The sequence below is a fragment of the Rhodoferax mekongensis genome, assembly GCF_032191775.1.
GTDB lineage: Bacteria > Pseudomonadota > Gammaproteobacteria > Burkholderiales > Burkholderiaceae_C > Allorhodoferax > Allorhodoferax mekongensis.
In genome coordinates, this window is record NZ_CP132507.1 from 235,600 (window position 1) to 260,094 (window position 24,495).

Annotated in this window: 20 protein-coding genes and 2 pseudogenes; 14 read left to right on the forward strand and 8 right to left on the reverse strand. The window is 60.9% G+C overall.

The window, feature by feature from the left end; translation table 11 throughout:
* Position 1 precedes the first annotated feature (1 nt).
* Positions 2 to 787, reverse strand: a complete 786-nt coding sequence (locus tag RAN89_RS01095; RefSeq protein WP_313869319.1) for a crotonase/enoyl-CoA hydratase family protein — start codon at positions 785 to 787, stop codon at positions 2 to 4.
* Positions 788 to 947: 160 nt separating this feature from the next.
* Between RAN89_RS01095 and RAN89_RS01100 the strand changes: the two genes are divergently transcribed.
* A complete protein-coding gene (locus RAN89_RS01100; RefSeq protein ID WP_087495380.1) occupies positions 948 to 1,832 on the forward strand; it encodes an amidohydrolase family protein in 885 nt (294 codons plus the stop codon).
* Positions 1,833 to 1,840: 8 nt separating this feature from the next.
* Here RAN89_RS01100 and RAN89_RS01105 read toward each other — a convergent pair whose 3' ends face one another.
* Positions 1,841 to 2,311 (reverse strand): MarR family winged helix-turn-helix transcriptional regulator, encoded by a 471-nt coding sequence (locus RAN89_RS01105; RefSeq protein WP_313869320.1) that lies wholly within the window; start codon positions 2,309 to 2,311, stop codon positions 1,841 to 1,843.
* 224 nt (positions 2,312 to 2,535) lie between these two features.
* Positions 2,536 to 4,335 (reverse strand): sigma 54-interacting transcriptional regulator, encoded by a 1,800-nt coding sequence (locus RAN89_RS01110; protein WP_313867860.1) that lies wholly within the window; start codon positions 4,333 to 4,335, stop codon positions 2,536 to 2,538.
* A 254-nt stretch (positions 4,336 to 4,589) separates the two neighbouring features.
* Between RAN89_RS01110 and RAN89_RS01115 the strand changes: the two genes are divergently transcribed.
* The 6 genes from RAN89_RS01115 to RAN89_RS01140 all read left to right on the forward strand — a co-directional run bounded on the left by RAN89_RS01115 (position 4,590) and on the right by RAN89_RS01140 (position 10,468).
* Positions 4,590 to 6,044 (forward strand): benzaldehyde dehydrogenase, encoded by a 1,455-nt coding sequence (locus RAN89_RS01115; protein WP_313867861.1) that lies wholly within the window; start codon positions 4,590 to 4,592, stop codon positions 6,042 to 6,044.
* Positions 6,045 to 6,060: 16 nt separating this feature from the next.
* On the forward strand, positions 6,061 to 6,828 hold the full coding sequence (locus tag RAN89_RS01120; RefSeq protein ID WP_313869321.1) for a coniferyl-alcohol dehydrogenase: 768 nt from the start codon (positions 6,061 to 6,063) through the stop codon (positions 6,826 to 6,828).
* A gap of 57 nt (positions 6,829 to 6,885) precedes the next feature.
* Positions 6,886 to 7,758 carry a LysR substrate-binding domain-containing protein gene (locus RAN89_RS01125; protein WP_087495381.1) on the forward strand — a complete coding sequence of 291 codons (873 nt, stop codon included), beginning with the start codon at positions 6,886 to 6,888 and terminating at the stop codon, positions 7,756 to 7,758.
* Between the two features lie 124 nt (positions 7,759 to 7,882).
* On the forward strand, positions 7,883 to 9,385 hold the full coding sequence (locus RAN89_RS01130) for an FAD-linked oxidase C-terminal domain-containing protein (protein ID WP_313867862.1): 1,503 nt from the start codon (positions 7,883 to 7,885) through the stop codon (positions 9,383 to 9,385).
* A gap of 5 nt (positions 9,386 to 9,390) precedes the next feature.
* Positions 9,391 to 9,756 (forward strand): CidA/LrgA family protein, encoded by a 366-nt coding sequence (locus tag RAN89_RS01135; RefSeq protein ID WP_313867863.1) that lies wholly within the window; start codon positions 9,391 to 9,393, stop codon positions 9,754 to 9,756.
* Positions 9,749 to 10,468 carry an LrgB family protein gene (locus tag RAN89_RS01140; RefSeq protein WP_313867864.1) on the forward strand — a complete coding sequence of 240 codons (720 nt, stop codon included), beginning with the start codon at positions 9,749 to 9,751 and terminating at the stop codon, positions 10,466 to 10,468. The genes RAN89_RS01135 and RAN89_RS01140 overlap by 8 nt, the downstream gene beginning before the upstream one ends.
* A 19-nt stretch (positions 10,469 to 10,487) precedes the next feature.
* Here the strand turns inward: RAN89_RS01140 and RAN89_RS01145 are convergent, their stop codons facing one another.
* Complete coding sequence (locus RAN89_RS01145; protein ID WP_313867865.1) at positions 10,488 to 10,898, reverse strand: hypothetical protein; 411 nt, start codon at positions 10,896 to 10,898, stop codon at positions 10,488 to 10,490.
* A gap of 196 nt (positions 10,899 to 11,094) precedes the next feature.
* Positions 11,095 to 11,949, reverse strand: a complete 855-nt coding sequence (locus RAN89_RS01150; protein WP_313867866.1) for a phytanoyl-CoA dioxygenase family protein — start codon at positions 11,947 to 11,949, stop codon at positions 11,095 to 11,097.
* A gap of 102 nt (positions 11,950 to 12,051) precedes the next feature.
* On the opposite strand from RAN89_RS01150, the gene RAN89_RS01155 reads away from it, so the two are divergent.
* The gene (locus RAN89_RS01155) at positions 12,052 to 13,059 is read left to right on the forward strand and encodes an asparaginase (protein WP_313867867.1); all 1,008 of its coding nucleotides are present in this window, start codon (positions 12,052 to 12,054) and stop codon (positions 13,057 to 13,059) included.
* On the forward strand, positions 13,056 to 13,970 hold the full coding sequence (gene rocF, locus RAN89_RS01160; protein ID WP_313867868.1) for an arginase: 915 nt from the start codon (positions 13,056 to 13,058) through the stop codon (positions 13,968 to 13,970). The genes RAN89_RS01155 and rocF overlap by 4 nt, the downstream gene beginning before the upstream one ends.
* Here the strand turns inward: rocF and RAN89_RS01165 are convergent.
* On the reverse strand, positions 13,956 to 15,962 hold the full coding sequence (locus RAN89_RS01165) for a methyl-accepting chemotaxis protein (RefSeq protein ID WP_313867869.1): 2,007 nt from the start codon (positions 15,960 to 15,962) through the stop codon (positions 13,956 to 13,958). The two genes, rocF and RAN89_RS01165, sit on opposite strands and share 15 nt — an antisense overlap.
* Positions 15,963 to 16,165: 203 nt before the next feature.
* Here RAN89_RS01165 and purT point away from each other — a divergent pair, with 203 nt between their 5' ends.
* Positions 16,166 to 17,383, forward strand: coding sequence for a formate-dependent phosphoribosylglycinamide formyltransferase (gene purT, locus RAN89_RS01170; protein ID WP_313867870.1), 1,218 nt, complete (start codon positions 16,166 to 16,168; stop codon positions 17,381 to 17,383).
* Positions 17,384 to 17,389: 6 nt separating this feature from the next.
* Here purT and RAN89_RS01175 read toward each other — a convergent pair whose 3' ends face one another.
* Both RAN89_RS01175 and RAN89_RS01180 read right to left on the reverse strand, forming a co-directional pair.
* Positions 17,390 to 18,403, reverse strand: a complete 1,014-nt coding sequence (locus RAN89_RS01175) for an MBL fold metallo-hydrolase (protein ID WP_313867871.1) — start codon at positions 18,401 to 18,403, stop codon at positions 17,390 to 17,392.
* Positions 18,404 to 18,490: 87 nt separating this feature from the next.
* Positions 18,491 to 19,906 (reverse strand): methyl-accepting chemotaxis protein, encoded by a 1,416-nt coding sequence (locus RAN89_RS01180; RefSeq protein ID WP_313867872.1) that lies wholly within the window; start codon positions 19,904 to 19,906, stop codon positions 18,491 to 18,493.
* 135 nt (positions 19,907 to 20,041) lie between these two features.
* Between RAN89_RS01180 and RAN89_RS01185 the strand changes: the two are divergent.
* The 4 genes and pseudogenes from RAN89_RS01185 to RAN89_RS01200 all read left to right on the forward strand — a co-directional run.
* Positions 20,042 to 21,964 (forward strand): annotated as a pseudogene (locus tag RAN89_RS01185) (putative bifunctional diguanylate cyclase/phosphodiesterase); the annotation flags it as partial.
* A 101-nt stretch (positions 21,965 to 22,065) separates the two neighbouring features.
* A pseudogene (locus RAN89_RS01190) lies at positions 22,066 to 22,122 on the forward strand (hypothetical protein); the annotation flags it as partial.
* A gap of 141 nt (positions 22,123 to 22,263) precedes the next feature.
* Positions 22,264 to 22,668: a response regulator gene (locus RAN89_RS01195; protein WP_313869322.1), complete on the forward strand. Its 405-nt coding sequence runs from the start codon at positions 22,264 to 22,266 to the stop codon at positions 22,666 to 22,668.
* 107 nt (positions 22,669 to 22,775) lie between these two features.
* Entirely contained in the window at positions 22,776 to 24,461 is a 1,686-nt protein-coding gene (locus RAN89_RS01200; protein WP_313867873.1) for an ATP-binding response regulator, read from the forward strand.
* Positions 24,462 to 24,495: the final 34 nt, after the last annotated feature.

Below are 24,495 nucleotides of genomic sequence, written 5' to 3' on the forward strand. Positions count from 1 at the left end.
CTCAGTCCTGCTTGCGCACCTTGGCGGCGCGCCCCTCCAGAAAGTCATTCAACCGTGTCTTGGCTTCCGGTGCGCTCTGGGCGATGGCCGCCATCATGGCCTCGGTGAAGAAACCCTGGTCGGCCGGCTGCTCTGCAATGCGCGGCAAGGCGTGCATCAAGGCGTAGTTCGTCAGGGGTGCGTTTTGCGCCACGCGTACCGCCAGCTCCAGCGCCTTGTCGAAGGCAGCACCTTCCGGCACCAAGTATTGCGCAAGACCAATGCGCTCCCCATCCTGCGCGTTGTACACACGGCCGGTGAGCATCATGTCGGTCATGCGGGCCGCACCGATCAATTTGGGAATGCGCACCGCACCGCCGCCGCCCACAAAAATGCCGCGGGAACCTTCCGGCAAGGCATAGAACGTGGATGCATCCGCAACACGAATGTGGCAAGCGCTTGCCAACTCCAAGCCTCCGCCCACCACAGCACCTTGCAGAGCTGCGATGACAGGAACGGGCCCGTATTGCACACGCTCCAGCGCGGCGTGCCACATGCGGGAATGGTGCAAGCCCTGGCCGGCGTCCCGCTCTTTGAGTTCACTCAAGTCCAGGCCTGCACAGAAATGCGGGCCCTCGCCGGCGATCACCGCGGCGCGCACGCCCTCGGGCATGTTTTCGAACAGATCCCGCAATGCGAGGATGAGTCCGTCGTTCAGGGCGTTGCGCTTGGCACCGCGGGTCAGGCGGATCACCGCCACTTCTTGTTTCTCACCGAGGCGTTCGAAATGGATATCGGGGTGTTGCATAAAAGTTTTCATCATGGCGCAATTTTGGTTATAGTTAATAACCAAATCAAGACACTTGAAAGCTCTTTTTCTAGGTAGTTTCCCTCGACTCTCTTCCCCGGAAGACCGCCATGAGGGAGGCTGCCTCCGTGCGTCCGAAGACAACCCACAGGAGACAACCATGGACTACAAAAACCTGCGCGCCATCGATATCCACACCCACGCGGAAGTGAGTTGCTGGAACCCGTTTGACAACTACGGCGAGGAATACGACCGGGCCGCCGACAAATATTTCAAGAACGGGCGACGCCCCACGATTGCGGAAACCGTGGCGTATTACCGGGAACAGAAAATCGGCTTGGTCATGTTCACCGTAGACGCGGAGTCCAAAATGGGCCGCCGCCGCATTCCCAACGAAGAGATTGCCGAAGCCGCCAAAGCCAATAGCGACATGATGACCGCCTTTGCCAGCATCGACCCGCACAAAGGCAAGATGGGCGCGCGCGAGGCGCGCAAGCTGATCGAGGAGCACGGCATCAAGGGCTTCAAGTTCCACCCCACGGTGCAGGCCTATCACCCCTACGACAAGATGGCCTGGCCCATCTATGAAGTGATTGCCGAATACGGCATGCCGGCCATTTTTCACACCGGCCACAGTGGCATCGGCAGCGGCATGCGCTGTGGCGGCGGACTGCGTCTGGAGTACAGCAACCCCATGCACCTGGACGATGTAGCTATTGATTTTCCGGACATGCAGATCGTCATGGCCCACCCCAGCTTCCCCTGGCAAGACGAGGCCTTGAGTGTGGCCACCCACAAGCCGAACGTCTGGATCGACCTGTCGGGCTGGAGCCCCAAATACTTTCCCAAGCAACTGGTGCAATACGCCAACACCTTGCTCAAAGACCGCGTATTGTTTGGCTCGGACTACCCGCTCATCACCCCGGAGCGCTGGATGAAAGACTTCCAGGAAGCGGGCTTCAAGCCCGAGGTGATGCCCGGCATCCTGAAAGACAACGCGGTGCGTTTGCTGCGCCTGGACCCCACCGCGGTAGCCGGCGAGTAAAGCGCCGCTCAGTCGGCCGGGGTGTAGACCTTTTGCAGCAGACGGATCAGGGTTTTGCGCTCGGCATCCGTCAAACGGGAGGTGGCATCCATCTCCAGGTCGAAGGCCGTTTGCTCAGCCTGCACCATCAGCTCTACCCCCTGGGGCGTGAGGTGCACCCCCATGGCCCGGCCGTCACTCGGGTGCGGCAGCCGCTCAATCAGGCCCCGGCGCTCCAGTGTCGCGATCAAACCCACGAGGTTGGGCGGTAGCACGCTGAGCGCTGCACACAACTGGCGAGAGGTGATGCCCGGGTTGTGGGCGACCAGCGAGAGCACCGAGAAGTCCACTACCTTCAGGTCATAGGGCGCCATGCGCACCATAAATGACTCGATGATCGCAAGGGACGCGCGGCGGGCGTTGTAGCCCACCAGCGTACGCAAATAGCTTGTGTCTACAGGTTCTACCGGAGCAGCCTCAGGCACAGCAACTTTGCGCACGCGGGTCGGCACTGCCTTGGGTTTGGCGGCGGCTGACGGGGCAGTGGTAGCGTTTTTCTTCAAAGGATTGAGTGCTTAATCAGGGTCTGGCGCCCGCTAAATGTGCGCGGAAAGCTATCAAAAAGAGAGCATTTGGAATGCCGGGGCACATCTGACGTATTGCGGAAGATGCTGAATCCTAACGGGTGAACCTTGCCGCAAGCTGGCAGCTGCGCAGGCCCCCCTCAGACCAGCCCATGCTTTCGTGCCCGATAGGCGAGTTTGGCGCGGCTGGTATGGAGTAGCCGTGCTGCGGCCGACAAATTGCCCCCTGAGGCAGCAATGGCCTTCTGGAGCAGTGACTGCTCCGTTTGATCCAGAGACATGGCACGTGGGGCAGATGGCGCTTGCGCCGCAGCGGCTGCTTTGCCCGCCAAATTCAACACTCCGCTTGCGGCGGCAGCGTGCAAGGTCAGTACCTCCGCGCGATGAACCTCCCCGCCGGTGAAAAGATGGTGGACGTCAATCAGCCCCCCCGCGTCCGCGAGGATCACGGCACGCTCCACCAGGTTTTGCAGTTCGCGGATATTCCCCGGAAAGTCATAGTTCAGCAGGTGACGCACGGCCACCTGGCTGAAGCCTTTGACATCGCAATCGTGTTTGCGGCGGTAATGGTGGAGAAAATGGTTCATCAGCAGTGGGATGTCGTCCCGGCGTTCACGCAAGGGTGGAAGATGGATGGGCACCACATTCAGCCGGAAAAACAAATCCTCCCGGAATGTCCCTTTGCGCACCGCCTCGCGCAGCGCCTCGTTGGTAGCAGCCACCACCCGCACGTCGACCGCGATGCTGCGGGTGCCGCCCACGCGTTCAATCTGGCCCTCCTGCAGGGCGCGCAAGAGCTTGCCTTGGGCCACAAAACTCAGGGTGGCGATCTCATCCAGAAACAAGGTGCCGCCACTGGCACGCTCGAACCGGCCGGGCCTCGCCACACTAGCGCCGGTGAAGGCGCCCCGCTCTACCCCGAAGAGTTCTGACTCGATCAGGGTTTCCGGAATGGCCGCGCAGTTCACCGCAATGAATGGCTGCTTCGCGCGTGGACTGATCCGGTGCAGCATGCTGGCGAACTTTTCTTTGCCCACACCGGACTCACCGGTAAACAACACGGTGGCCGACGTCCGGGCCACCCGACTGAGCTGCTGGCAAGCCGCCTTGAAGGCTGAAGACGCGCCCACCATGGCATCGCCTGCGCTGCGCTCCGGGCTGGGCAAATCGGCAGCCTCTTCCCCGGCTTGGTCGTATGCGGCCACATCCACGAACTCGTGGGCATTCAGGTAGCGAAGGTCCTCTTCCACGCCATCCCACTGATGGGCGGATTTGCCCACCACGCGGCAATGCGCATCCCCCATGGAACGGCATTCAAGCTCCCGAAACACAATCAGGCGCCCGAACAGCGTGCTCACATAGCCGGTGGCGTAGCCCACTTGCATCCAGCAGGCGGGTGACCCGCCGACCCCATAAGCCGCAATGTGCTCATCGTCTTCACTGGAGTTGTGCCACAGGAACTCACCCTCGTAGCTGCCGGTCTTGGCGTCATAAGCCACATGCACCAGCTCCACCTGCACCATGCCCTCCAGCGCGTGCAGGCGGGTTCCGGCAATCGCAGAGGCCAGGGGCTCCGCGTCGGGCCATTGCTTGCGCACCAGCTGCGCATCACGAGCACCACTCACATAGCCCGCGCGGGTGAACAAGCCGCGCGCTTGCTTGAGGCCGAGGCTGTCTACCATCTCGCGGCGCAGCGAGCCTAGCGCCTCGGAGTGCATCAGCACCACGCGCTGGTCTTGCAGCCAGATGCGACCGTCACCGGGCGAGAAAAACAAACATTCACTGATGTCGGCCAGATTCGGGTGCGCATCGCCGCTGACGGAGGAGCTGGCAAAGCCGTCACCGAACGCGGGGGTGGGCACCTGCGCAGACTGCCCCAACACACTGCCGGTAGCCCGTGCAACATCCGCGAGTGAGATACGTGAAGCCCTGGATGGCATGGCGTTTTTGAATGATCAAATGGTGAAATTTAGTTATATTATTTAATCATTTGAGCAATTTCTCGGCAGGGGTTAACCCTTTGCCAAGTGCCAAAGCCGCACCTAGGGAAAGTCCGTAACTCCCGAATGAAATCCGGGTAGCGACATTGCACTTCGGTGCAGTGCACATCCACCGGTGGTCTGCGCCTTGCAATTCATGGATCAACCACTCGCGAAGTGGCGAATTGATCAACCGATTGAAAGGATGCTTTCCCATGGGAACGACTGAGACCAATGCTTGGCTGGATTTTTCGGCCACCCCTCCGGCTGCACTCGGCCACGGTGTACGCCAAGTGATGGAGCCCGCCACGGGCGAGGTGTTGTGCACTGTAGGTATCGCCAATGCCGCAGACGTTGCCAACGCCACAGCGGTGGCTGCCGCCGCACAGGCCCAGTGGGTGAGCGTACATCCCCGCGAAAAAGCCGACATTTTCCGCCGCGCTGCGAGCCTGTTTGAAAAACACTTTGACACCCTGGCACTGTTCGTCGCCCGCGAGACGGGCGGCATCCTGCCCAAGGGCCAGCATGAAATCCGGGAAGCGGCCCTGCTGTGCAACTTGGCAGCCGGCATGCCTTTGCAAGCCCAAGGCCAGGTGCTGCCCAGCCAGCACGGCCGCACCAGCCTGGCGCGCCGCGTACCGCATGGGGTGGTGGGCGTGATCTCGCCCTTCAACTTCCCCCTGATTTTGGCCATTCGCGCCGTGGCACCCGCCCTGGCGGCCGGCAATGCCGTGATCATCAAGCCGGACACCCGCACGCCTGTGAGCGGCGGCTTGATGCTTGCCAGCGTATTCGCCCAAGCCGGTCTGCCCGCCGGGCTGTTGCAAGTGCTACCGGGCGATGCGGAGGCCGGCGAAGCGCTGGTCACCGACCCGCTAGTGCCCATGATTGCCTTCACCGGCTCCCCCGCAGTGGGGCGACGCATCGGCGAGCTGGCCGGCCGCCATTTGAAGAAGGTGTCGCTTGAGCTGGGCGGCAGCAATGCCCTGGTCATTCTGGATGACGCAGACCTCGACATCGCGGCCAGCAATGCGGCCTGGGGCGCGTTCTTCCACCAGGGGCAGATTTGCATGGCCTCCAACCGGATTCTGGTGCACGAGAGCATGGTGCAAGGCCTGATTGAAAAGATGGTGGCCAAGGCAACGCACCTGCCAGTCGGCAACGGTGCCAGCGGCCAGGTGGCACTGGGCCCGGTGATCGATGCCAAACAGCGCGATCGCATTCACCAAATCGTACAAGACAGCATTGCCGCTGGCGCCAAACTGGAGGCCGGCGGTACGTTTGACGGCCTGTTCTACCAGCCCACCGTGCTTTCCGGTGTACGCCCCGGCATGCGGGTGTTTGACGAAGAGACCTTCGGCCCGGTGGCCAACATCATCAGCTACCGCAGCGATGCGGAAGCCGTTGCGCTGGCCAACCAGCACCAAGGCAGCTTGGCGTCCGCAGTGATTTCTGCATCGGTCGGCCGCGCCATGGCGGTGGGCCGCCAGCTCAAGTCCGGCATGGTCCACATCAACGACCAGACGGTGAACGACGAATGCGTCAACCCTTTCGGCGGCCCCGGCATTGCCGGCAACGGCACCAGTGTGGGCGGCCCGGCTGACTGGGAGGAATACACCCAGTGGCAGTGGGTCACCATCAAAGACCACGCCACCGCCTACCCGTTTTGAACACCTGGAGAGCATGATGAACTTGCACGGAAAAACCATAGTCGTGACCGGCGTGTCGTCCGGCATCGGGGCCGAAGTCGCGCGACTGGCCCGTTTTGAAGGCGCCCAAGTGATCGGCGTAGACCGCAATGACGCCAGCATTTCGATGGAGGGCTTTGTCAAAGCGGACCTGAGCACCGTGGCTGGCATCGATGCCGCAGTGGCCCAGTTGCCGGCGCAGATCGACGCACTCTGCAACATCGCCGGCGTGCCCGGTACCGCCGATCGCGATCTGGTGGCGCGGGTGAACTATCTGGGCTTGCGCCACTTGACGGAGCAGGTCTTGCCCCGTATCCCTCGTGGCGGCAGCATCGTCAACGTGGCGTCCATTCTCGGGGCCGAATGGCCGCTGCGGCTGGATGTTCACAAAGCGCTGGCCGCAGTCCAAGGCTTTGACGCGGGGGCCAAGTGGTTAGAAAAAAATCCGGTACCCCAGGAGACCTGCTACCAGTACTTCAAGGAAGCCCTCATTGTGTGGAACACGGTGCAGTCGCAAGAGTGGTTCCTGAAAACCGGGGTGCGGATGAACTGCGTGGCTCCGGGACCGGTGTTCACGCCCATCCTCGGAGATTTCGTCACCATGCTGGGCGCAGACCGTGTGCAGGCCGATGCCCACCGCATGGCACGTCCGGCGTTCCCGGATGAAGTGGCCTCGGTCATTGCCTGGCTGTGCAGCGACGCAGCGCGCTGGGTGAGTGGTGTCAACATCCCGGTGGATGGTGGCTTGGCCTCGACCTACCTCTGAGCACACGGGGTAACTCCGTCTGGAAGGGCGGGAGAGTTCAGTGGCATCATCCCCGCCATGAGTGCCTCCCGCATCCCCCCGATTCAGTGCCTGTTGACCTTTGAAGCCCTGGCGCGCCTGCGCTCGGTCACCCTGGCGGCAGAAGAGCTCTTTGTCACCCCCAGCGCCGTGAGCCACCGGGTGCGGCAGCTGGAGCAAATCATCGGTACCAAGCTGTTCGGCCGCGCGGACTTTTCGCTGACCACCGAGGGCAGCGAATACCTGGCCCATGTGCGTGAAGGACTCACCATCCTGCAGAAGTTTCCCAGCGCCGCTGCGGCACCGGGCAAGCGCAAGCTGCGCCTGGCGGTCACGCCCACGTTTTCGCGCTCCATCCTGATTCCGCGCCTACGCCAGTTCACCGACGCCTACCCCGAGATCGACCTGACACTGCAGGTGTCCATTCCCCTGCTCGACGTGGTGGCTGAAGATGCCGACCTGATGGTGCGCTTCGGCGCAGGCCGCTATGCCGACATGGAGCATGTGTGCCTGATGAAAGACGAGATCACGCCCCTGGCTTCACCCGCTTTTGTACGGGAACACGGCCCGTTCGAAACCCCGCAAGACCTGGCCAACCTGCCCCTTTTGCGCAGCCCGCTGGAGCCCTGGCGCACCTGGTTTGCCGCCAACGGGCTGGACTGGCCGGAGCCTGTAGAGGGTTCGCAGTTCAACGACATCGGCCTCATGTGCGATGGTGCCGCCGCCGGCATGGGCGTGGGCCTGATCCGCCTGAAGCTGGGTTCGCCTTGGCTGGACAACGGCTCGCTGGTGCGGCTGTATGCCCACAATGCACCCAGCCCCCACGCGCACTACCTGTGCTGGCGCACCGGCGCCATGGACCGCTGGGAAGTGGCGGCCTTTGCCGAGTGGCTCAAAAAAGCCGTGGGTTAGTCGCCCCAGCGGCCTTTGACTAGCCCTTTTTCACGCAGCGCTGCAAGTTTCTTCACACCACGAGGCTTCGCTTTCTTTTAGAGTGGGGCTTTCCGTCATTGCCCATTCAGCACCGGACTCCCCCATGAACGCCCCACTTGATCCAATCGCCCGGGAAATGCTACAAAAAAGAGAGCTGCTCGCGCTGATTCTGCCGGCGCTAGAGGCTTATTTGCCTAAGCATGCGCTGCTCTACCAGACGGAAGACACTACGCCCTATGAGTGCGACGGCCTGACTGCCTACCGCCAGCGCCCCTTGCTGGTGGCCCTGCCGGAAACCGAAGACCAAGTGGCTGCGGTGCTGCGGGTGTGCCATGGCTTGAATGTGCCGGTGGTGGCTCGCGGCGCGGGCACCGGCCTGTCCGGTGGTGCCATGCCCCATGCCATGGGGGTCACACTCTCTCTGGCCAAGTTCAACAAGATTCTGAAAGTAGACAAACGCAGCCGCACGGCGGTGGTGCAGTGCGGCGTGCGCAACCTGGCTATCAGCGAAGCGGCCGCGCCTTATGGGCTGTATTACGCGCCGGACCCCAGCAGCCAGATTGCCTGCACCATTGGCGGCAACGTGGCCGAGAACTCCGGTGGCGTGCACTGCCTGAAATACGGCCTGACGCTGCACAACGTGCTCAAGGTGCGCGGCTTCACCATGGAAGGCGCGCCCATCGAATTTGGTGGCGACGCGCTCGACGCCCCCGGCTACGACCTGATGAGCGTGGTAGTCGGCAGCGAGGGCATGCTGGCCGTGACCACCGAGGTCACTGTCAAGCTGGTGCCCAAGCCCCAGCTGGCCCGCTGCATCATGGCCAGCTTTGACGACCTGCGCAAAGCGGGCGATGCGGTGGCTGCGGTGATCGCCGCCGGCATCATCCCCGCTGGGCTGGAAATGATGGACAAGCCCATGACCGCCGCCGTGGAAGACTTTGTGCATGCGGGCTACGACCTGAGCGCGGAAGCCATTCTGCTGTGCGAGAGCGACGGCACGCCCGAAGAGGTGGAAGAAGAAATCGGCCGCATGAGCGAAGTGCTGCGCGCCGCCGGTGCCACCGGCATTGCGGTGAGCAACAGCGAGGCCGAGCGCCTGCGCTTCTGGAGCGGGCGCAAAAACGCGTTCCCCGCCAGCGGCCGCATCAGCCCCGACTACATGTGCATGGACAGCACCATTCCCCGCGCCCGGCTGGCCGACATCCTGCTGGCCATTGCAGAAATGGAGAAGAAATACCAGCTGCGCTGTGCCAACGTGTTCCACGCCGGGGACGGCAACCTGCACCCGCTGATCTTGTTCGATGCGAATGACCCTGACCAACTGCACCGCTGCGAGCTGTTTGGCGCCGAAATTCTGGAAACCAGCGTCGCCATGGGCGGCACCGTGACCGGCGAGCATGGCGTGGGCGTGGAAAAGCTCAACAGCATGTGCGTGCAGTTCAGCGCCCAGGAGAACGCCCAGATGTTCGCCCTCAAAGAGGCGTTCGACCCCAAGGGCCTGCTCAACCCCGGCAAGGTCATTCCAACCCTGCACCGCTGCGCGGAGTACGGCAAGGAACTGGTGCGCGGCGGCAAGATCAAGCACCCGGACCTGCCCCGGTTCTAGCCGCCATGCAAGGCTTGCGCGGCTTGGCCTGGCTCCTGGCGCTGCAAAGCGCCGGTGAGTTGCTGGCCCGCGGTCTGCACCTGCCGTTTCCTGGCCCGGTGGTCGGCATGGTCTTGCTGATTCCGGCCCTTCGGTGGCCCCTGGTGCGTGAGCCCGTCAGCCAGTGCGCGGACTTTCTGCTCAGTCATCTCTCGCTTTTATTCATACCGGTCGGGGTGGGCGTCATGACCCACTTGGCCCTGCTCAGCCAGTATGGCGGGCGCATGCTGGTGGTGCTGGTGCTGTCCACCTGGATAGGTCTTGCCGTCACGGCACTGACCCTGTACACCCTGAGCCGCCGGGACATAGAAGACGAGGCTCCCCATGGCTGAGGTAGTGGCTCTGTGGGTCTACCTGTCGGCCACACCACTCTTCGGCTTGACGGCCACCCTGGTGACCTATGTGCTGGCGCACGCTGTGTACCAGCGCACCGGCCAAGCCGCTTGGGCCAACCCGGTACTCTGGAGCGTGTTCACCCTAGCCTGCCTCTTGCTGGCCACCGGGGTGAGCTACCCAGGGTACTTCTCGGGTGCGCAGTTCATCCACTTTTTGCTGGGACCGGCGGTCGTTGCCTTGGGCTGGCCCCTGTGGCAACGCAGGGCCGAAGTGCAAAAACGTTGGGGGCGTTTGCTCGTGGCCGCCTTGGTCGGCGGCACGGCGGCCTGCGGATCCGCACTGGCATTGGGCTGGGCCCTGGGTTTGCCCGGCGATGTGCTGCTGTCCATGGCGCCCAAGTCCGTGACTGCGCCCGTGGCGATGGGCATCGCTGAAAAGATAGGTGGTATTCCTGCGCTGTCAGCCGTGTTTGCCGTGCTCACCGGCCTGATCGGGGCACTGAGCGGCAAGCTCATTTTTGGCCTGCTCCGCCTTCCCTACAGTGGCAGCGGCTGGGCCGCACGCGGCTTTGCGCTGGGCACCGCCTCGCACGGCATAGGCGCGGCACGCGCGCTCCAGGTGAATGCGGATGCCGGCGCCTACGCGGGGCTGGCGCTGGGCCTGCAAGTGGTGCTGGCGTCGCTGCTGATGCCCTTGTTTTTCCGCTGACCGCCGATGGGGATCGCCATCAGAACTTCGAGCTGATCACGAAGTTGATGGTGCCGGACTCGCCCACAAAGGCCTGGTACTGAAAGGACTGTCCCGCGGCGGTGGTGTACACCGAACGCCATTGGGCCATCAGGTTTTTGCCGTTGGGGTCGTAGGCCAGTTCCAAGGGGATGCTGCTGAATGAAGTCAGTGCCACACCCAGTTTTTTCCGGGCCCCGTCGTGGCGGGTGTCATATGCCACCAGGGTGTTCTGCAGGGTCGCTTCGATGGATTTGCGGTCGGAGTCCGACTTGGCCAAGAGGTTGCGGTCCGACTGATGGAGGGAGGGCGCTGCACCGGATGGCAGGCGCGTGAGTGAAATCAGCTCCTGGGCGCACGCAGGCCCCGCCAGCACGGCACAGCTTAGGAACGCGAAGGCTAGGGCTTTCATGGCGCACTCCCGACACACTCAGGGCCCCACTGTGGCACAAGCCTGCCGGCTTGAAAAGCAGAAAAAGCCCGCTGAATGCAACAGTTTGTAGACCCCAGCCCCCTATAGCCTTGGATACGCCCCGCCGAACTTCAGGCAACAAATAAGCCACTAGCGCCCATGTAATATGCGCTAGCAGCTATCCAATTCATAGCAATCAGATCAAGAAACCGCGTACCGGCTGATTTGCATTCCGTTGCAGCCAGTTGGTGGCGGCGTACTCGGTGCCAGCGTCCGTCACATGCAGGGTGTAGGCATGGCGCGAAACCGCAGATCGGTTGGGCGCGCTGTAGTGCGGCAACAGCCCGTGGAACACCACCAGCGCACCGGCCTTTACCTCCAGTGGAATTGCATTCACATTGCTGGCAGGCCACGGGGTGGCATCGAGTTTGTTCATGGTGACCACATCGCCATGGCGCTCAAAGCGCTCGCGCAGCACCCCCCGGGGGCCACGGTGACCACCGGGTTCGGTCCACAAGCAACCATTGGACAGGGTGGCGTCTTCCAGTGCGAACCAGAAGGTGGTCACGCTGATGGGCGTGGTGTCAAAAAAGGTGGCGTCCTGGTGCCAGCCCACTTCACCGCCGATACCGGGCTGCTTGAAGATGTACATGGACTGCCACACCTGCGGGCGGGTGAGCCCCACATCCGCGGCGACCTCCGCCAGCGCCGGGCCATGCGAAAAGGCCTCGAACACCGGGTCCTGGTCGTGCATGGCGTGGCCGATTTTGTTGATCGACAGGGCTTTGGCTTGGCGCAGTTCACCATCGGGACCGAACGCCTCTTCCTCAAAGAAACAGCTGATGCGCTCGGCGGAGTCCAGGAAGTAGCGGTCCACCTTGCGCACCTGATCGTTGGTGGTGAAGATCGTCTTGCTCTCAGCGGGGTCAAAGGCCTCGACGATGGCCTCGGCCCGCGCGCGCAAGGCAGCAATCTCGGCAGCAGGCTTGAAATCGGACAGGATGATGTAGCCGTCCTGCGCGTAGCGGGTTTTCTGTTCGGGTGTCAGCATGGGCTATGCAAATGTTGGCAGTGGCAATAGCGTTTCAGTATAGACAGGGTGTGGGCCTGTGGAAGCGAATTCGGCTACGCTCTGCATAGGAGAGCAACGCCCTTGAACCTCACACCCCTGATCCAACTCACCCGTGGCGGCACGCCCGAATGTTTGCACTTCGGCGCCGTCGCCGTGACCGACCGCGCCGGCAGCCTCAAAGCTTTTGCCGGCGACCCGCATCTGGTGACCTTCACCCGTTCCACGCTCAAGGCCTTGCAAGCCTTGCCTTTTGTGGAAGCCGGCGGGCCTGCCCAGTTCGGCTTCAGCCAGGCCGAGAACGCGCTGCTCTGCGCCAGCCACAACGGCGAAGCCATGCATGTGGATGCCGCCAACAGCATGCTGGCCAAGGCCGGGCACAGCTACAAAACCTTGCGTTGCGGCTGCCATGTGCCGCTGCTCTTCAGCTACTTTGACAAGGGCGCGCCCGAAGGCGCCACCTACACCGAGGCCCATAACAACTGCAGCGGCAAGCATGCGGGTTTTGTGGCGTACTGCGAGCAGCATGACCTGCCACTGGACGACTACACCGCACCTGAGCACCCTTTGCAGCAGGCCATCGCCCGCGATGTGGCACGCGCAGTGGGCATGGATGTACAAGACATGCCGCGAGGCATCGACGGCTGCTCCGCCCCCAACTTCGCCATGCCCCTCTCCAAGCTGGCGCGTGGTTATGCACGCTTGGCCAGTGGCGCACAAGACCCGGAGTTTGGTACCAGCTTTGCCCTTCTGAGCGAGGCCATGACAGCCTACCCCGAGATGGTGAGCGGTACCGGCCGCAACGACCTGGACTTTATGCGCGTGGGCCGGGGCGACTGGGTCAGCAAGGTCGGGGCCGACGGTGTGCAGGTGGTCGGCAGCAAAAGTCGTGGCGAGGCATTTGCACTCAAGATCATTGACGGCAACAAACCCGCCCTGTTTGCCGCCAGCGTCGAGGTGCTGGACCAACTGGGTTGGCTGGATGATGTACAACGCGCCGCACTGAAACCCTGGCGAGCCGCCGAAATCCGCAACGCACGCGGCCTGCTGGTGGGCGAGCGACTCCCCGTATTCCAGTTGCAAACACCATGAACCACAAGATCAGCCTGATAGGTGCACCTACCGACATCGGCGCGGGCAGCCGTGGCGCCAGCATGGGCCCGGAAGCCCTGCGCGTGGCCAACATCACCAGCGTGCTGCAAAGCCACGGTCTGGAGGTGCTGGACAAGGGCAACCTGAGCGGCCCGAGTAACCCTTGGCAACCGCCGGTAAACGGCTACCGCCACCTGCCCGAAGTGACTGCCTGGAACCGCAGCCTGCATGACGCGGTGTACGCCGAGCTGCAGGACGGCCGACTGCCCATCGTGCTGGGCGGGGACCACTGCCTGGGAATAGGGTCCATCAGCGCGGTGGCACGTCACTGCCGCGATACCGGCAAAAAACTGCGGGTGCTGTGGCTGGACGCCCACGCTGACTTCAACACCAACACGCTCACGCCCAGCGGCAATATCCACGGCATGCCGGTGGCCTGTCTGTGTGGCTTCGGGCCGCTAGAGCTGATTGAGATCGGCGGGCAGGTGCCCGCCATCTCGCCCAAATGGGTGCGCCAGATCGGCATCCGCAGCGTGGACGAGGGCGAAAAGCGCTTTGTGCATGAGCAGGACCTGGAGGTCTTTGACATGCGTTACATCGATGAGATGGGCATGCGCGCCGCGATGGAGCTGGCCTTGGCCCTGATTGACAGCAACACCCACTTGCATGTGAGTTTTGACGTGGACTTTCTGGACCCCGACATCGCCCCCGGCGTGGGTACCACCGTACGCGGGGGGCCCACCTACCGCGAAGCGCAGCTGTGCATGGAGATGATTGCCGACACCGGTCGCATGGCCAGCCTCGATGTGTTTGAGCTCAACCCCGCGCTGGATGAGCGCAACCGTACCGCGGAGGTGGCGGTGGACCTGATCGAGTCGCTTTTTGGCAAGAGCACCTTAATGCGCAAGTAGACGCGGGGACGCACTGCCGTCTCCGCTGCCGGTGCGGAACACCGAGACCGTGTTCACCAGCTCCCCGGCCTGGGTGCGCAGGCTGCTCGCGGCAGCGGCCATTTCTTCGACCAGCGCAGCGTTTTGCTGGGTGGTCTGGTCCATCTGGTTGACCGCCTCGCTGACCTGACTGACCCCGCTGCTTTGTTCTGAACTGGCCGCTGTGATCTCGCCCATGATGTCGTTCACCCGGCGAATGGATGCCACCACCTCGGTCATGGTCTCGCCCGCTTGATTGACCAGTTGCGTGCCCTGCTCCACGCGGCCAACGCTGTCGCTGATCAGGGTTTTGATTTCTTTGGCGGCCTCTGCACTTCGGCCCGCCAATGACCTCACCTCGCTGGCCACCACGGCAAATCCACGCCCCTGCTCGCCGGCCCGGGCTGCCTCCACCGCCGCATTGAGTGCGAGGATGTTGGTCTGGAAGGCAATCCCGTCGATCACGCCGATGATGTCGGCAATGCGGGCGGAAGACTGGTTGATGCCCTTCATGGTCTCCACCACCTGCTCCATCACCTGTCCGCCGCGCATGGCTACATCCGACGCGCTGATGGCCAACTGGTTCGCTTGCTTCGCGTTGTCCACGTTGTGGCTCACCGTACCACTCAGGGTGGCCATGCTGCTAGCGGTTTGCTGCAAAGCACTCGCCTGCTGCTCGGTGCGCATGGACAGATCCTGGTTACCTTGGGCAATTTCTGAGCTGGCATTGGCCACGCTTTCTGAGCCCTCCCGCACGGACTCGACCACGCTGGCCAGTCCTGAACCAATCTGATTGATGGCATCCACCATTTGGCCGATTTCGTCATTGCTGCGTTTGCTCAGTTGCACTGTAAGGTCACCACCGGCAATACGGCTCGCGGCGCTTTGCACCTCTTTCAAAGGCTGGGTCACTGTGCGCTTGACCATGTAGAACAGAACCATGGCCGTGAAGACGACCACCACCAGCCCCGACATCGCAAAGATGTTTCGTACTGAGCGGACTTCGCTGGTGTATTCATCCACATAGGTACCGCCCGCAACTACCCAGTTCCAAGGCTTCAGGAAGGTGAATGCCACCACTTTTTCGCGTGCTTTGGTTTCGCCCATGCTGGCATTGATCCACGGGTAGCGGATAGTCCCGGACTTTTGCTCAAGGATGTCCTTGATGAACTCCCGTCCGTCCGGGTCCTTGGAATCCAGAATGTTTTTGCCTTCCGATGCGGGGTGCACGATAAGGTTGCCGTAGTTGGCGCCCGGGCGTGCATCGAGCACATAGAAGTACCCGGAGTTGCCGATCTTCATGGCCCGGATCGTGTCTTTGAGCCTCTTGAGGTAATCCGTAAAGTCCAAGCCCACAAATGCCAGGCCGACCACCTTGCCCATGCCATCCTTTATGGGTTCGTAGTGCGTCATGTACTGGCGGCCGAACAATGCTGCAAGGCCCGTGTAGCTGCTGCCCTCGCGGACCGCCTTGTAACCCGGGTGGGCCCGGTCGAGTTGCGTACCCACCACCCGCTCACCTTTGTCGTTCTTGAGGGAGGTGGTCACACGGACGAAGTCCTCTCCACTGCTCGCGAAAACGGTCGCTACAGCGCCGGTAGCCTCTGTGAACTGGTCCACCAGACCGAAATCCATGTTGACCGGTTTGCCCGCGAGTGTCAGGACGGGTGTGGGTTTGTCTCCGATGTTGACGGTCTCGCCGCTGAGCGCAAAGCCCCCACTCAACTTGGCCGCGAAGATTTTGGAGAGGCCGACCGCACGGTTACGCAAGTCAGCGTCTGTGGCCTCCACCAGATCGACGATGAGCTTGGTTTTGTCTCCCACCTCGCGGTTTGCACGGCTTTCGATCACCTGCCCCAAGGTATATCCGATGCTGCCGACCAGCACCGCCACAAAGACACCCACCAGCGCGACGATGCTCAAAGAGAGCTTGCCACCCACACCCAAACGGGAATACCACGGCGTTTTGTTCATGAGAACCTCTCCACAAAGGGACTTCAGGCAACACAAATTTATATTATTTAATTAATTAATTAACACAAATAGATTAATTAAATCCAGCATTTACTTCAATCGCCGATCGTTTTGTGAACACTCAAACGCACATCGTGAGTGGCCCAAAGGCTTGATGGGAGGCAAGCGACAATAGAGCCCCGCTCTCTCATCACACACCTGATATGACCACCCTCGGAACCCCACTGTCCCCCAATGCCACCAAAGTCATGCTGCTGGGCAGCGGAGAACTGGGCAAAGAAGTACTGATAGCGCTGCAGCGTCTGGGCGTGGAGACCATTGCCGTGGACCGCTATGAAAACGCACCCGGCCAGCAGGTGGCCCACCATGCACGCACCATCACCATGAGCGACCCCGCCCAGCTCAAGGCGCTGGTGGAAGCCGAGCGCCCCATGCTGGTGGTCCCCGAAATTGAAGCCATTGCCACCCCCATGCTTGAAGAGCTGGAGGCCGCTGGCACCGTCCGCGTGATTCCGACAGCACGCGCTGCGCGCCTGACCATGGACCGCGAAGGCATACGCCGCCTTGCAGCGGAAACACTGGGCTTGCCAACCAGCCCCTACCAATTCTGCGACTCGCTGGCTGAACTCCAGGCTGCGATTGAAGGTGTCGAAGGCAAGCCGGGCATCGGCTACCCCTGCATCGTGAAACCGGTGATGAGCAGCTCCGGCAAGGGCCAAAGCAAAATCGACGGACCAGCTGACGTGCAAAAAGCATGGGACTACGCCATGGCTGGGGGCCGGGTGAGCCATGGTCGTGTGATCGTAGAGGGCTTCATCGACTTCGACTATGAAATCACGCAACTTACCGTGCGCTCCGTGGGTGCGGATGGAAACATCGTGACCAGTTTCTGCGATCCTATCGGCCACATCCAGGTCAGCGGCGACTATGTGGAAAGCTGGCAACCCATGGCGATGCACCCTGCCGCATTGGCGCGTGCGCGTGAAGTGTCCAAAGCTGTGACCGACAACCTCGGTGGCCAGGGCCTTTTTGGTGTGGAGTTGTTTGTAAAGGGCGAGCAGGTGTGGTTCAGCGAAGTGAGCCCACGCCCGCATGACACCGGGCTGGTGACTCTGTGCACGCAGCACCAAAGCGAGTTTGAGTTGCACGCACGTGCCATTCTGGCTTTGCCGGTGGACACCTCCTTGCGCAATCCGGGTGCCAGCGCTGTGATTTACGGCGGCGTGGAAGCACAAGGCATTGTGTTTGATGGTGTGGAAGAGGCCCTGCGTGTGCCCAACACCGACCTGCGCCTGTTCGGCAAACCCGAGAGTTTTACCAAGCGACGCATGGGCGTGGCCTTGGCGCGCGCCACCGATACCGACACGGCCCGCGCCAACGCGAAGCTGGCGGCCTCCAAGGTCAAGCCCCGCGCGGCGTAACCCCGCTTAGGCAGGCAGCGGTATGGCGCGGGTTTCGCCATGCCGCAACAACCACACGCGGTCTTGCGCCAGCCCTTGCGCTTGCAGCGCAGCGGCCAGATCGTGTGGTGGTTGGTCGAAGGCCTCTTGAGTGAGCATGAAGGTGCCCCAATGCACCCCCATGGCCAAGGGCGCTTCCAGATCCAACAGCATCTGTACAGCATCCGTCGGGTTCACATGCATCGGTTTCATGAAGTCCCGTGGCAGATAAGCGCCTATGGGCAATGCCACAAAGTCCATGGCGCCTATGCGCTGGCGTATGGTTTTGAAATCCTTGCTGTAGCCCGTATCGCCAGGGAATAGAAAGCGCCATGGCTGAGCCCCGGGGCGTGACCACTCCAGACAATATCCGCCCCACAGCGATGCATTGGTATCCCAAGGTGTGCGCCGGCTCCAATGCTGCGATGGTGTGAAGTGCAGCTTGACCTTGTGGGGCATGTCCACGGACTGCCACCAATCCAACTCGGTCACGTTGGCAATACCCCGCCGGTCAAACCAGGACTTCAAGCCCTTGGGCACCAGAAACTCAGGCGTTTGGCCCGAGGCCAACAGGCGCGTGATGGTGGCATCGCACAAATGGTCGTAATGGTTGTGCGAAATAAGCACCAGATCAATGGGCGGCAATTGCTCAGGGCTGATGGGAGCACGCACTCTGCGTCGCGCGCCGAACTTGCCCATGGGTCCGGCAAAATCGGCGAGGGTCGGATCCATCAACACATTGAGTCCGGCCACTTGCAACAGAACCGTTACATGACCCAGCCATGTCACGCGAGGCGCGTCCTGCCGCTGCAGCAACCGCGCATGGTCCACCGGCACCGACCAGGCCTTTTCAAATCCAGCGTACCCGTCAGCGGGTTCAGCCTTGGGCTTGAAATCCCCACGGAGTGAGCGCCAGACCATCTCGTACCATGGGATATTGCCGATCACGACCTCAGGATCGGAGTTGGCGTACCGGTGTGCAGGGCGGAGTTCAGAGGACATAACGCGACCAGAAGCGATGGACGCACTGATCATGCCTCAGCCGGAAAAGACCGGGAGGCACAAGGGCGGATTCAGATCCGTTGACGCTTATTGGTGAAACACCGAAACCGTCTGCACCAGCTCCTGGGCCTGGCTGCGCAAGCTGCCGGCTGCCGCTGCCATCTCTTCCACCAACGCCGCGTTCTGTTGTGTCGCTTGGTCCATCTCGGTGACCGCTTCACTGACTTCGCTGACGCCTTGGGCCTGAGCGGTACTGGCGGCGCTGATCTCACCCATGATGTCGGTCACACGGCGGATGCTGGTCACGACTTCCGTCATGGTCTCGCCTGCATGGTTCACCAGTGCACTGCCTTGTTCCACACGCTCAACACTGGCGTTGATGAGGGTCTTGATTTCCTTTGCGGCTTCTGCGCTTCGGCCAGCGAGCGAGCGGACCTCGCTTGCCACCACGGCAAATCCACGGCCTTGCTCTCCGGCACGCGCAGCCTCCACCGCCGCATTCAAGGCAAGAATATTGGTTTGGAAAGCGATGCCGTCGATCACGCTGATGATGTCGCTGATCTTGCGGCTGGCTTCGTTGATGCCCTGCATGGTCTGCACCACTTGGCCCACCACTTCACCCCCCTTGGTGGCGGTAGTGCTGGCCGTCATGGCCAGTTGGTTCGCCTCGCGCGCATTTTCTGCGGACTGTTGAACCGCACTGGTCAGCTGGGTCATGCTGCTGGAGGTACGCTGCAAATTGGCAGCCGTCTGCTCTGTCCGGTTGCTGAGGTCCTGGTTACCGCTGGCGATTTCAGAGCAAGCCACCTCGATGCTCGCAGAGTTGCTGCGCACCGCCGCCACTGCGGCTTCCATACGCGCCAGGGTTTCGCGCAACATGTCACCACCTTTGGTCGTGGTTTTCACGTCGTGGACATTCAAGTCAATGGTGGCATCACGATTGACTTGGGCCACGAGCACCCGCAACTCGTCGCCCTCGCGGGCAGCACGCGCCATGTTGATCGCCATGACCGACTCCACACTCGTCTGGATGATGACGTAAACAGCATGGATCACAATGCGACCGAAATCGGGTTGGCTGATGCAATACAAACCGAAGCCTGCCGCCTGTAGACGGTCAAACACCACATGGTGTACGGCGAACAATACCGCTCCGAACACGATGACACGCCAATCGCGGTAGGTCAAAAACAGCGCGAGTGACACGAACACACCGAAGTGCATTTCCTCCATGCCGCGCGCCAATTGAATGTGCAAAACCACGAAGGCAACGAGCACAAAAGCCAATATAAAACGGCTTAGCAAGGTGTATCTGGCTACAGCGAAAACACCGACAGCAGCCCCTAGCAGCACAACCGTAGCGCCTATGGCCAACCCGCTGTCCACAAAGGAAAAACCCAAAACGACAGCCGCTATCGCAGAAAGGACGATGTAGCTCAGGAGAACGCGATCTCCCAACATGGCAAGCGCTTCAGTACTGGTACGGGTTCGAGCATGGGTCATGGCTCATCCTAACATTTTTAACAATTTAAATAAATTATATTTCACTCTGTTTAAGTTATCGTTCAAAAGAGCCTCTGAAATCCAAGGCTTTTCGCATGTCGGCACCTCATAAATTTCACACTTCACGGTGCATCAATGGATGCACCTTCGGGTAAAGTGAAAAATATCACTCAGCACACGACTGTGACCCCTCCAAAACCCTTCTCCGCTGACGCCGCGCCTGCAGGCGGGGAGGATCGTTTTGATGAAAACGATGCCAGCCTGTGGAAGCTTGCCTTGGAGGGGTCCGGTGCAGGTGCGTGGGACTGGAACCTCGAGACCGGCGACCAGATGCACTCTCGCCGATGGCAGGAAATGCTGGGATATGAATATGGCGAGATAGAAGCACGCAACCGTAGCTTTGTGGAACGTATCCACCCTGAGGACCGTGATCGGGTGGAACGCTCCTTCAACCAATATTTGGAAGGCAAGTCTGCCAGCTACTCCACCGAGCTCCGACTCCGTTGCAAGGACGGAAGCTGGAAATGGATTTTGACCAGCGGCATGGTGGTCCGCAGAAGCGCAGACGGAAAGCCGCTGCGGATGATCGGCACCCACGTCGATATCCAGGAACGCAAAGAAGCAGAGGCGCTGCTCCAGCAAAGTGAAGAGCGCTGGAAATTGGCGATGGAGAGCACAGGGGACGGCATCTGGGACTGGCACATCCCCGAGGGTCGGGAATTTTACTCCAAGCGACTGGTGGAGATGTATGGGTTCACGGAAGAAGAGCTCCACCAGCACCCGGACGCCTTGGATAGCCGGACACACCCCGATGACTTGCCGCAGATGCTCAACGACAGGCAAGCTCATTTTGATGGTTTGACGCCGACCTACCATAACGAACACCGAGTACGGTGCAAAGACGGCACATGGAAATGGATTCTTACCCGCGGCATGGTTGTCAGCCGGGATGCTGAGGGCAAGCCCCTGCGGATGGTCGGGACCCACACAGACATCTCCGACCGCAAACAGGCCGAGGCACTGGTGCGTCAACAGGCTTACTTTGACCCGCTCACCGGGCTGCCCAACCGGCGCATGCTGCGGGACCGTATCGAGCAGGAGATCAAACGCAACCGACGTGATGGCCGGAAAATGGCAGTCCTGTTCATTGACCTCGACCACTTCAAGGAGGTCAATGACACCATGGGGCACGACGCAGGTGATCTGTTGCTCATTGAAGCCGCCCGACGTTTGCGCTCTTGTGTGCGGGAGCACGACACGGTTGCGCGCATGGGTGGTGACGAATTCACGTTGTTGATTACCGAGCTGGATACAGACTTCCACTTGGAACACCTGCTGCAGAAGCTGCTGCATACGCTGTCGAGTCCGTTTGAGTTGCACCGGGAGCGCGTATTCGTGTCAGCCAGCATCGGTGTCACGCTTTGCCCGGACGATGGCTCAGAGGTCGAAACCCTGTACAAAAATGCGGACCAAGCGATGTACGAAGCCAAGGGAGCCGGACGCAACCGATTCAGTTTCTTCACGCCCGCCTTGCATGACGCCGCTGTACAGCGTGCCCGCATTACCAATGACCTGCACGACGCGCTCGCGCATCAGCAGTTTGAACTGCACTATCAACCAATTGTGGACCTGAACAATGGCCAAGTCCGCAAGGCTGAGGCTCTTTTGCGATGGCGTCACCCTCTGCTCGGAATGATCAGTCCGGCAGACTTTATCCCGGTAGCCGAGAGCAGCGACCTGATAGTGGAGATCGGAGACTGGGTTTTTTCAGAGGTGTCGCGGCAGCTGATGGTATGGCGAGACAGGCTCCACCCGCACTTCCAGGTCAGCATGAACAGTTCCCCGGTGCAGTTCCGCAGGCGCTGGCCGGCCGATAAATCATGGGTGAAACGACTCGAAGAAATGGGTCTTCCCGGCATGAGCCTGGTGGTTGAAATCACCGAAGGCCTGCTGCTGGAGACCAATGCGTCGGTCTCCGAGCAATTGCTCGAATGGCGGGATGCTGGCATCCAGGTCGCACTGGACGATTTCGGCACGGGCTATTCGTCGCTGGCCTACCTGCAACAACTGGACATCGACTACATCAAGATCGATAAATCTTTTGTGCAGGGCTTGGACTGGGGGGCACCCAATTTATTTTGTGCAAAGCCATGGTGGTCATGGCGCATGCGTTGGGCCTGCGCGTGGTGGCTGAAGGAGTTGAAACTTCACAACAACGCGATCTGCTCATCGAAGCGGGATGCGATTTCGCTCAAGGCTACTTTTTCTCACGGCCCATGCCCGCGGATGCGCTGCAAACACTGCTTTCCACACCGCAATTGAGCCAGCAATGGATCCCCACGACTACACTCCACGGCATGCAACTGCTTGTGATTGATGACCACCCTATCGTGCGCCAAGGCATGGTGGCGGCGCTGCGTCAACTTCAAGCGGGCATAGAAGTGCTGGAGGCCAGCGATGGTGCCCATGGGCTTGAACTGCTGGAAGCGAACCCGCGCATCAAAGCGGTTCTGATCGACCTGGAAATGCAACCCTTGGGTGGCATTCCGACCATACGCCAGATCCGTCAAATGCAACCTGCCTTGCCGGTGTTGGTAGTCGCAGGCTCCGAGCAGCCCGAAGACTTTCACGCGGCGATTCAGGCCGGCGCTAACGGGTATTGCCCCAAATCTGCAGGATTGCGCACCATGCGGCATGCGCTGCGCCAAGTGCTGGATGGCACCTTGTATGTACCAACATTCATGGGGCCAGCCTCACAGTGAGCCGACCGGAGGACGGGGCGCTGGACCCAAAGAAGCTGAGACTGTTAAGCCATTTCGGCTCCGCCGTCGCACTTTCCAGCTTGCTATATGCCGGATTCAATTGGCTCATGGGATTCTTTCCCGGCATCCTGTTGATGGTGGGTAATGGCGCGTTGTTGATGGTGAACCAACTCTGGCTGCCCAGACTGCGCACTCAGATTCACTACAACCGCCTCGCAATGGCACAGACCGCCATTTGCTTTGCCGCCGTCGTGGGGGTGACCTACTTTTCCGGGGGCGTGCAATCGCCCGTGATCGTGTGGATTGCCCTTGCGCCAATTGCAGCCACCCTTCTCTTCGGATTTACCGCCAAAACCATTTTCTGGCTGACCATGACACTGGCGACCGTGGCGGCATTTGGGTGGATGCCGTCCGTGGGTGTGCACCCCCCTGTGCAATACAACGCAGAATTGACCCATCTGTTCTTCAGCAACAGTCTGTTCGGTTTTGTGTTGCTTCTGTTTGTGCTGACACAAATCTTTGAGAGCACGAAAAACCAGGCGCTTCAGGAGTCCGAATTCCGCAACCGCGAGCTGCGTGTGGCCAACGACCGAGTGGAAGCCGCTTATGTGGCCAAATCCCGGTTCCTGGCTGCCGCCAGCCACGATTTGCGCCAACCGGCGCACGCGCTGGGGATGTTCGTAGCCCGGTTAAGCCAGATCCATGCCGAGCGTAATCCGGAGACCCTGGAACGGGACGGGAGCGCGGCACTGGTGCAAGGAGTGACAGCATCTGCAACCGCATTGCAGGAGCTGCTGGATGTGCTGTTCGACTACTCGCGACTGGAGTCCAACCCTTCGGGAAATACCCTACGCCCGGTGAACGTCAACGACATCTTCGAGCAGTTGCGGCTTCTCTTTGCCAACACCGCCGCGTCCAAAGGGCTGCACCTGCGCATCCGTCCCACGTCAATGTGGGTCATGAGCGATCCGGTGCTGCTACAACGCATATTGCTGAACCTTGTGAGCAACGCGCTGGAGTACACCCCGCGCGGCACCGTGCTGGTAACTTGCCGGCCCAGCGCCAGGGGCAGCCAAGCCTGCATCCAGGTGTGGGACAGCGGCATCGGCATTGAGGAGTCCTTGCACCAGACGGTGTTTGAGGAGTTCTTCCAAGTCGAGAATCCGGAGAGAGATCGAGCCAAAGGACTGGGCTTGGGACTCAGTATGGTGGACCGGTCCTGCCGCTTGTTGGGTCACCCTTTAGTGCTGCGGTCTCAGCTGGGGTGCGGCACCCGCTTCACGGTCACCGCAACAGCGACCCCTTTGCGGCCTGCGAACTCAGGCAGTGCTGCCACCGAAGACCTGTCAGCCACTGCAGACGTTCAAGGTGCCAGCATTTGGCTGATTGAAGACAACATCCTGGGCGGGCAAGCTCTGCAAGGTCTGCTGCAATCCTGGGGCTGCCGGGCCAGCCTCTTTGACAGCGCCGAACAAGTTCATCGCGCGGCGCAGGTTGGCGAGCCTCCGGATTTCATCATCAGCGACTTCCGGTTGCCGCGCAACCAAAACGGCATCAACGTTATCGTGGCATTGCGAAACATAATGCAAAGAGACATACCCGCGTGCCTGATCACCGGGGACCTTGAAGAAGACGTTAAACATCAGGCACACCAAGCTGGCCTGGTCTTGCTGAAGAAACCGCTACAACCCGCCAAGTTACGCAGCCTGTTGCGCCGCAGTCTCAAGGCGACGACGCTTCATGTACCTGCAACCCACGGCGACTCGACAAACCAATCAATGTCCCAGCAGTAGCGCGCTCACTTTGGGTGCACGGAAAGATGCGTTG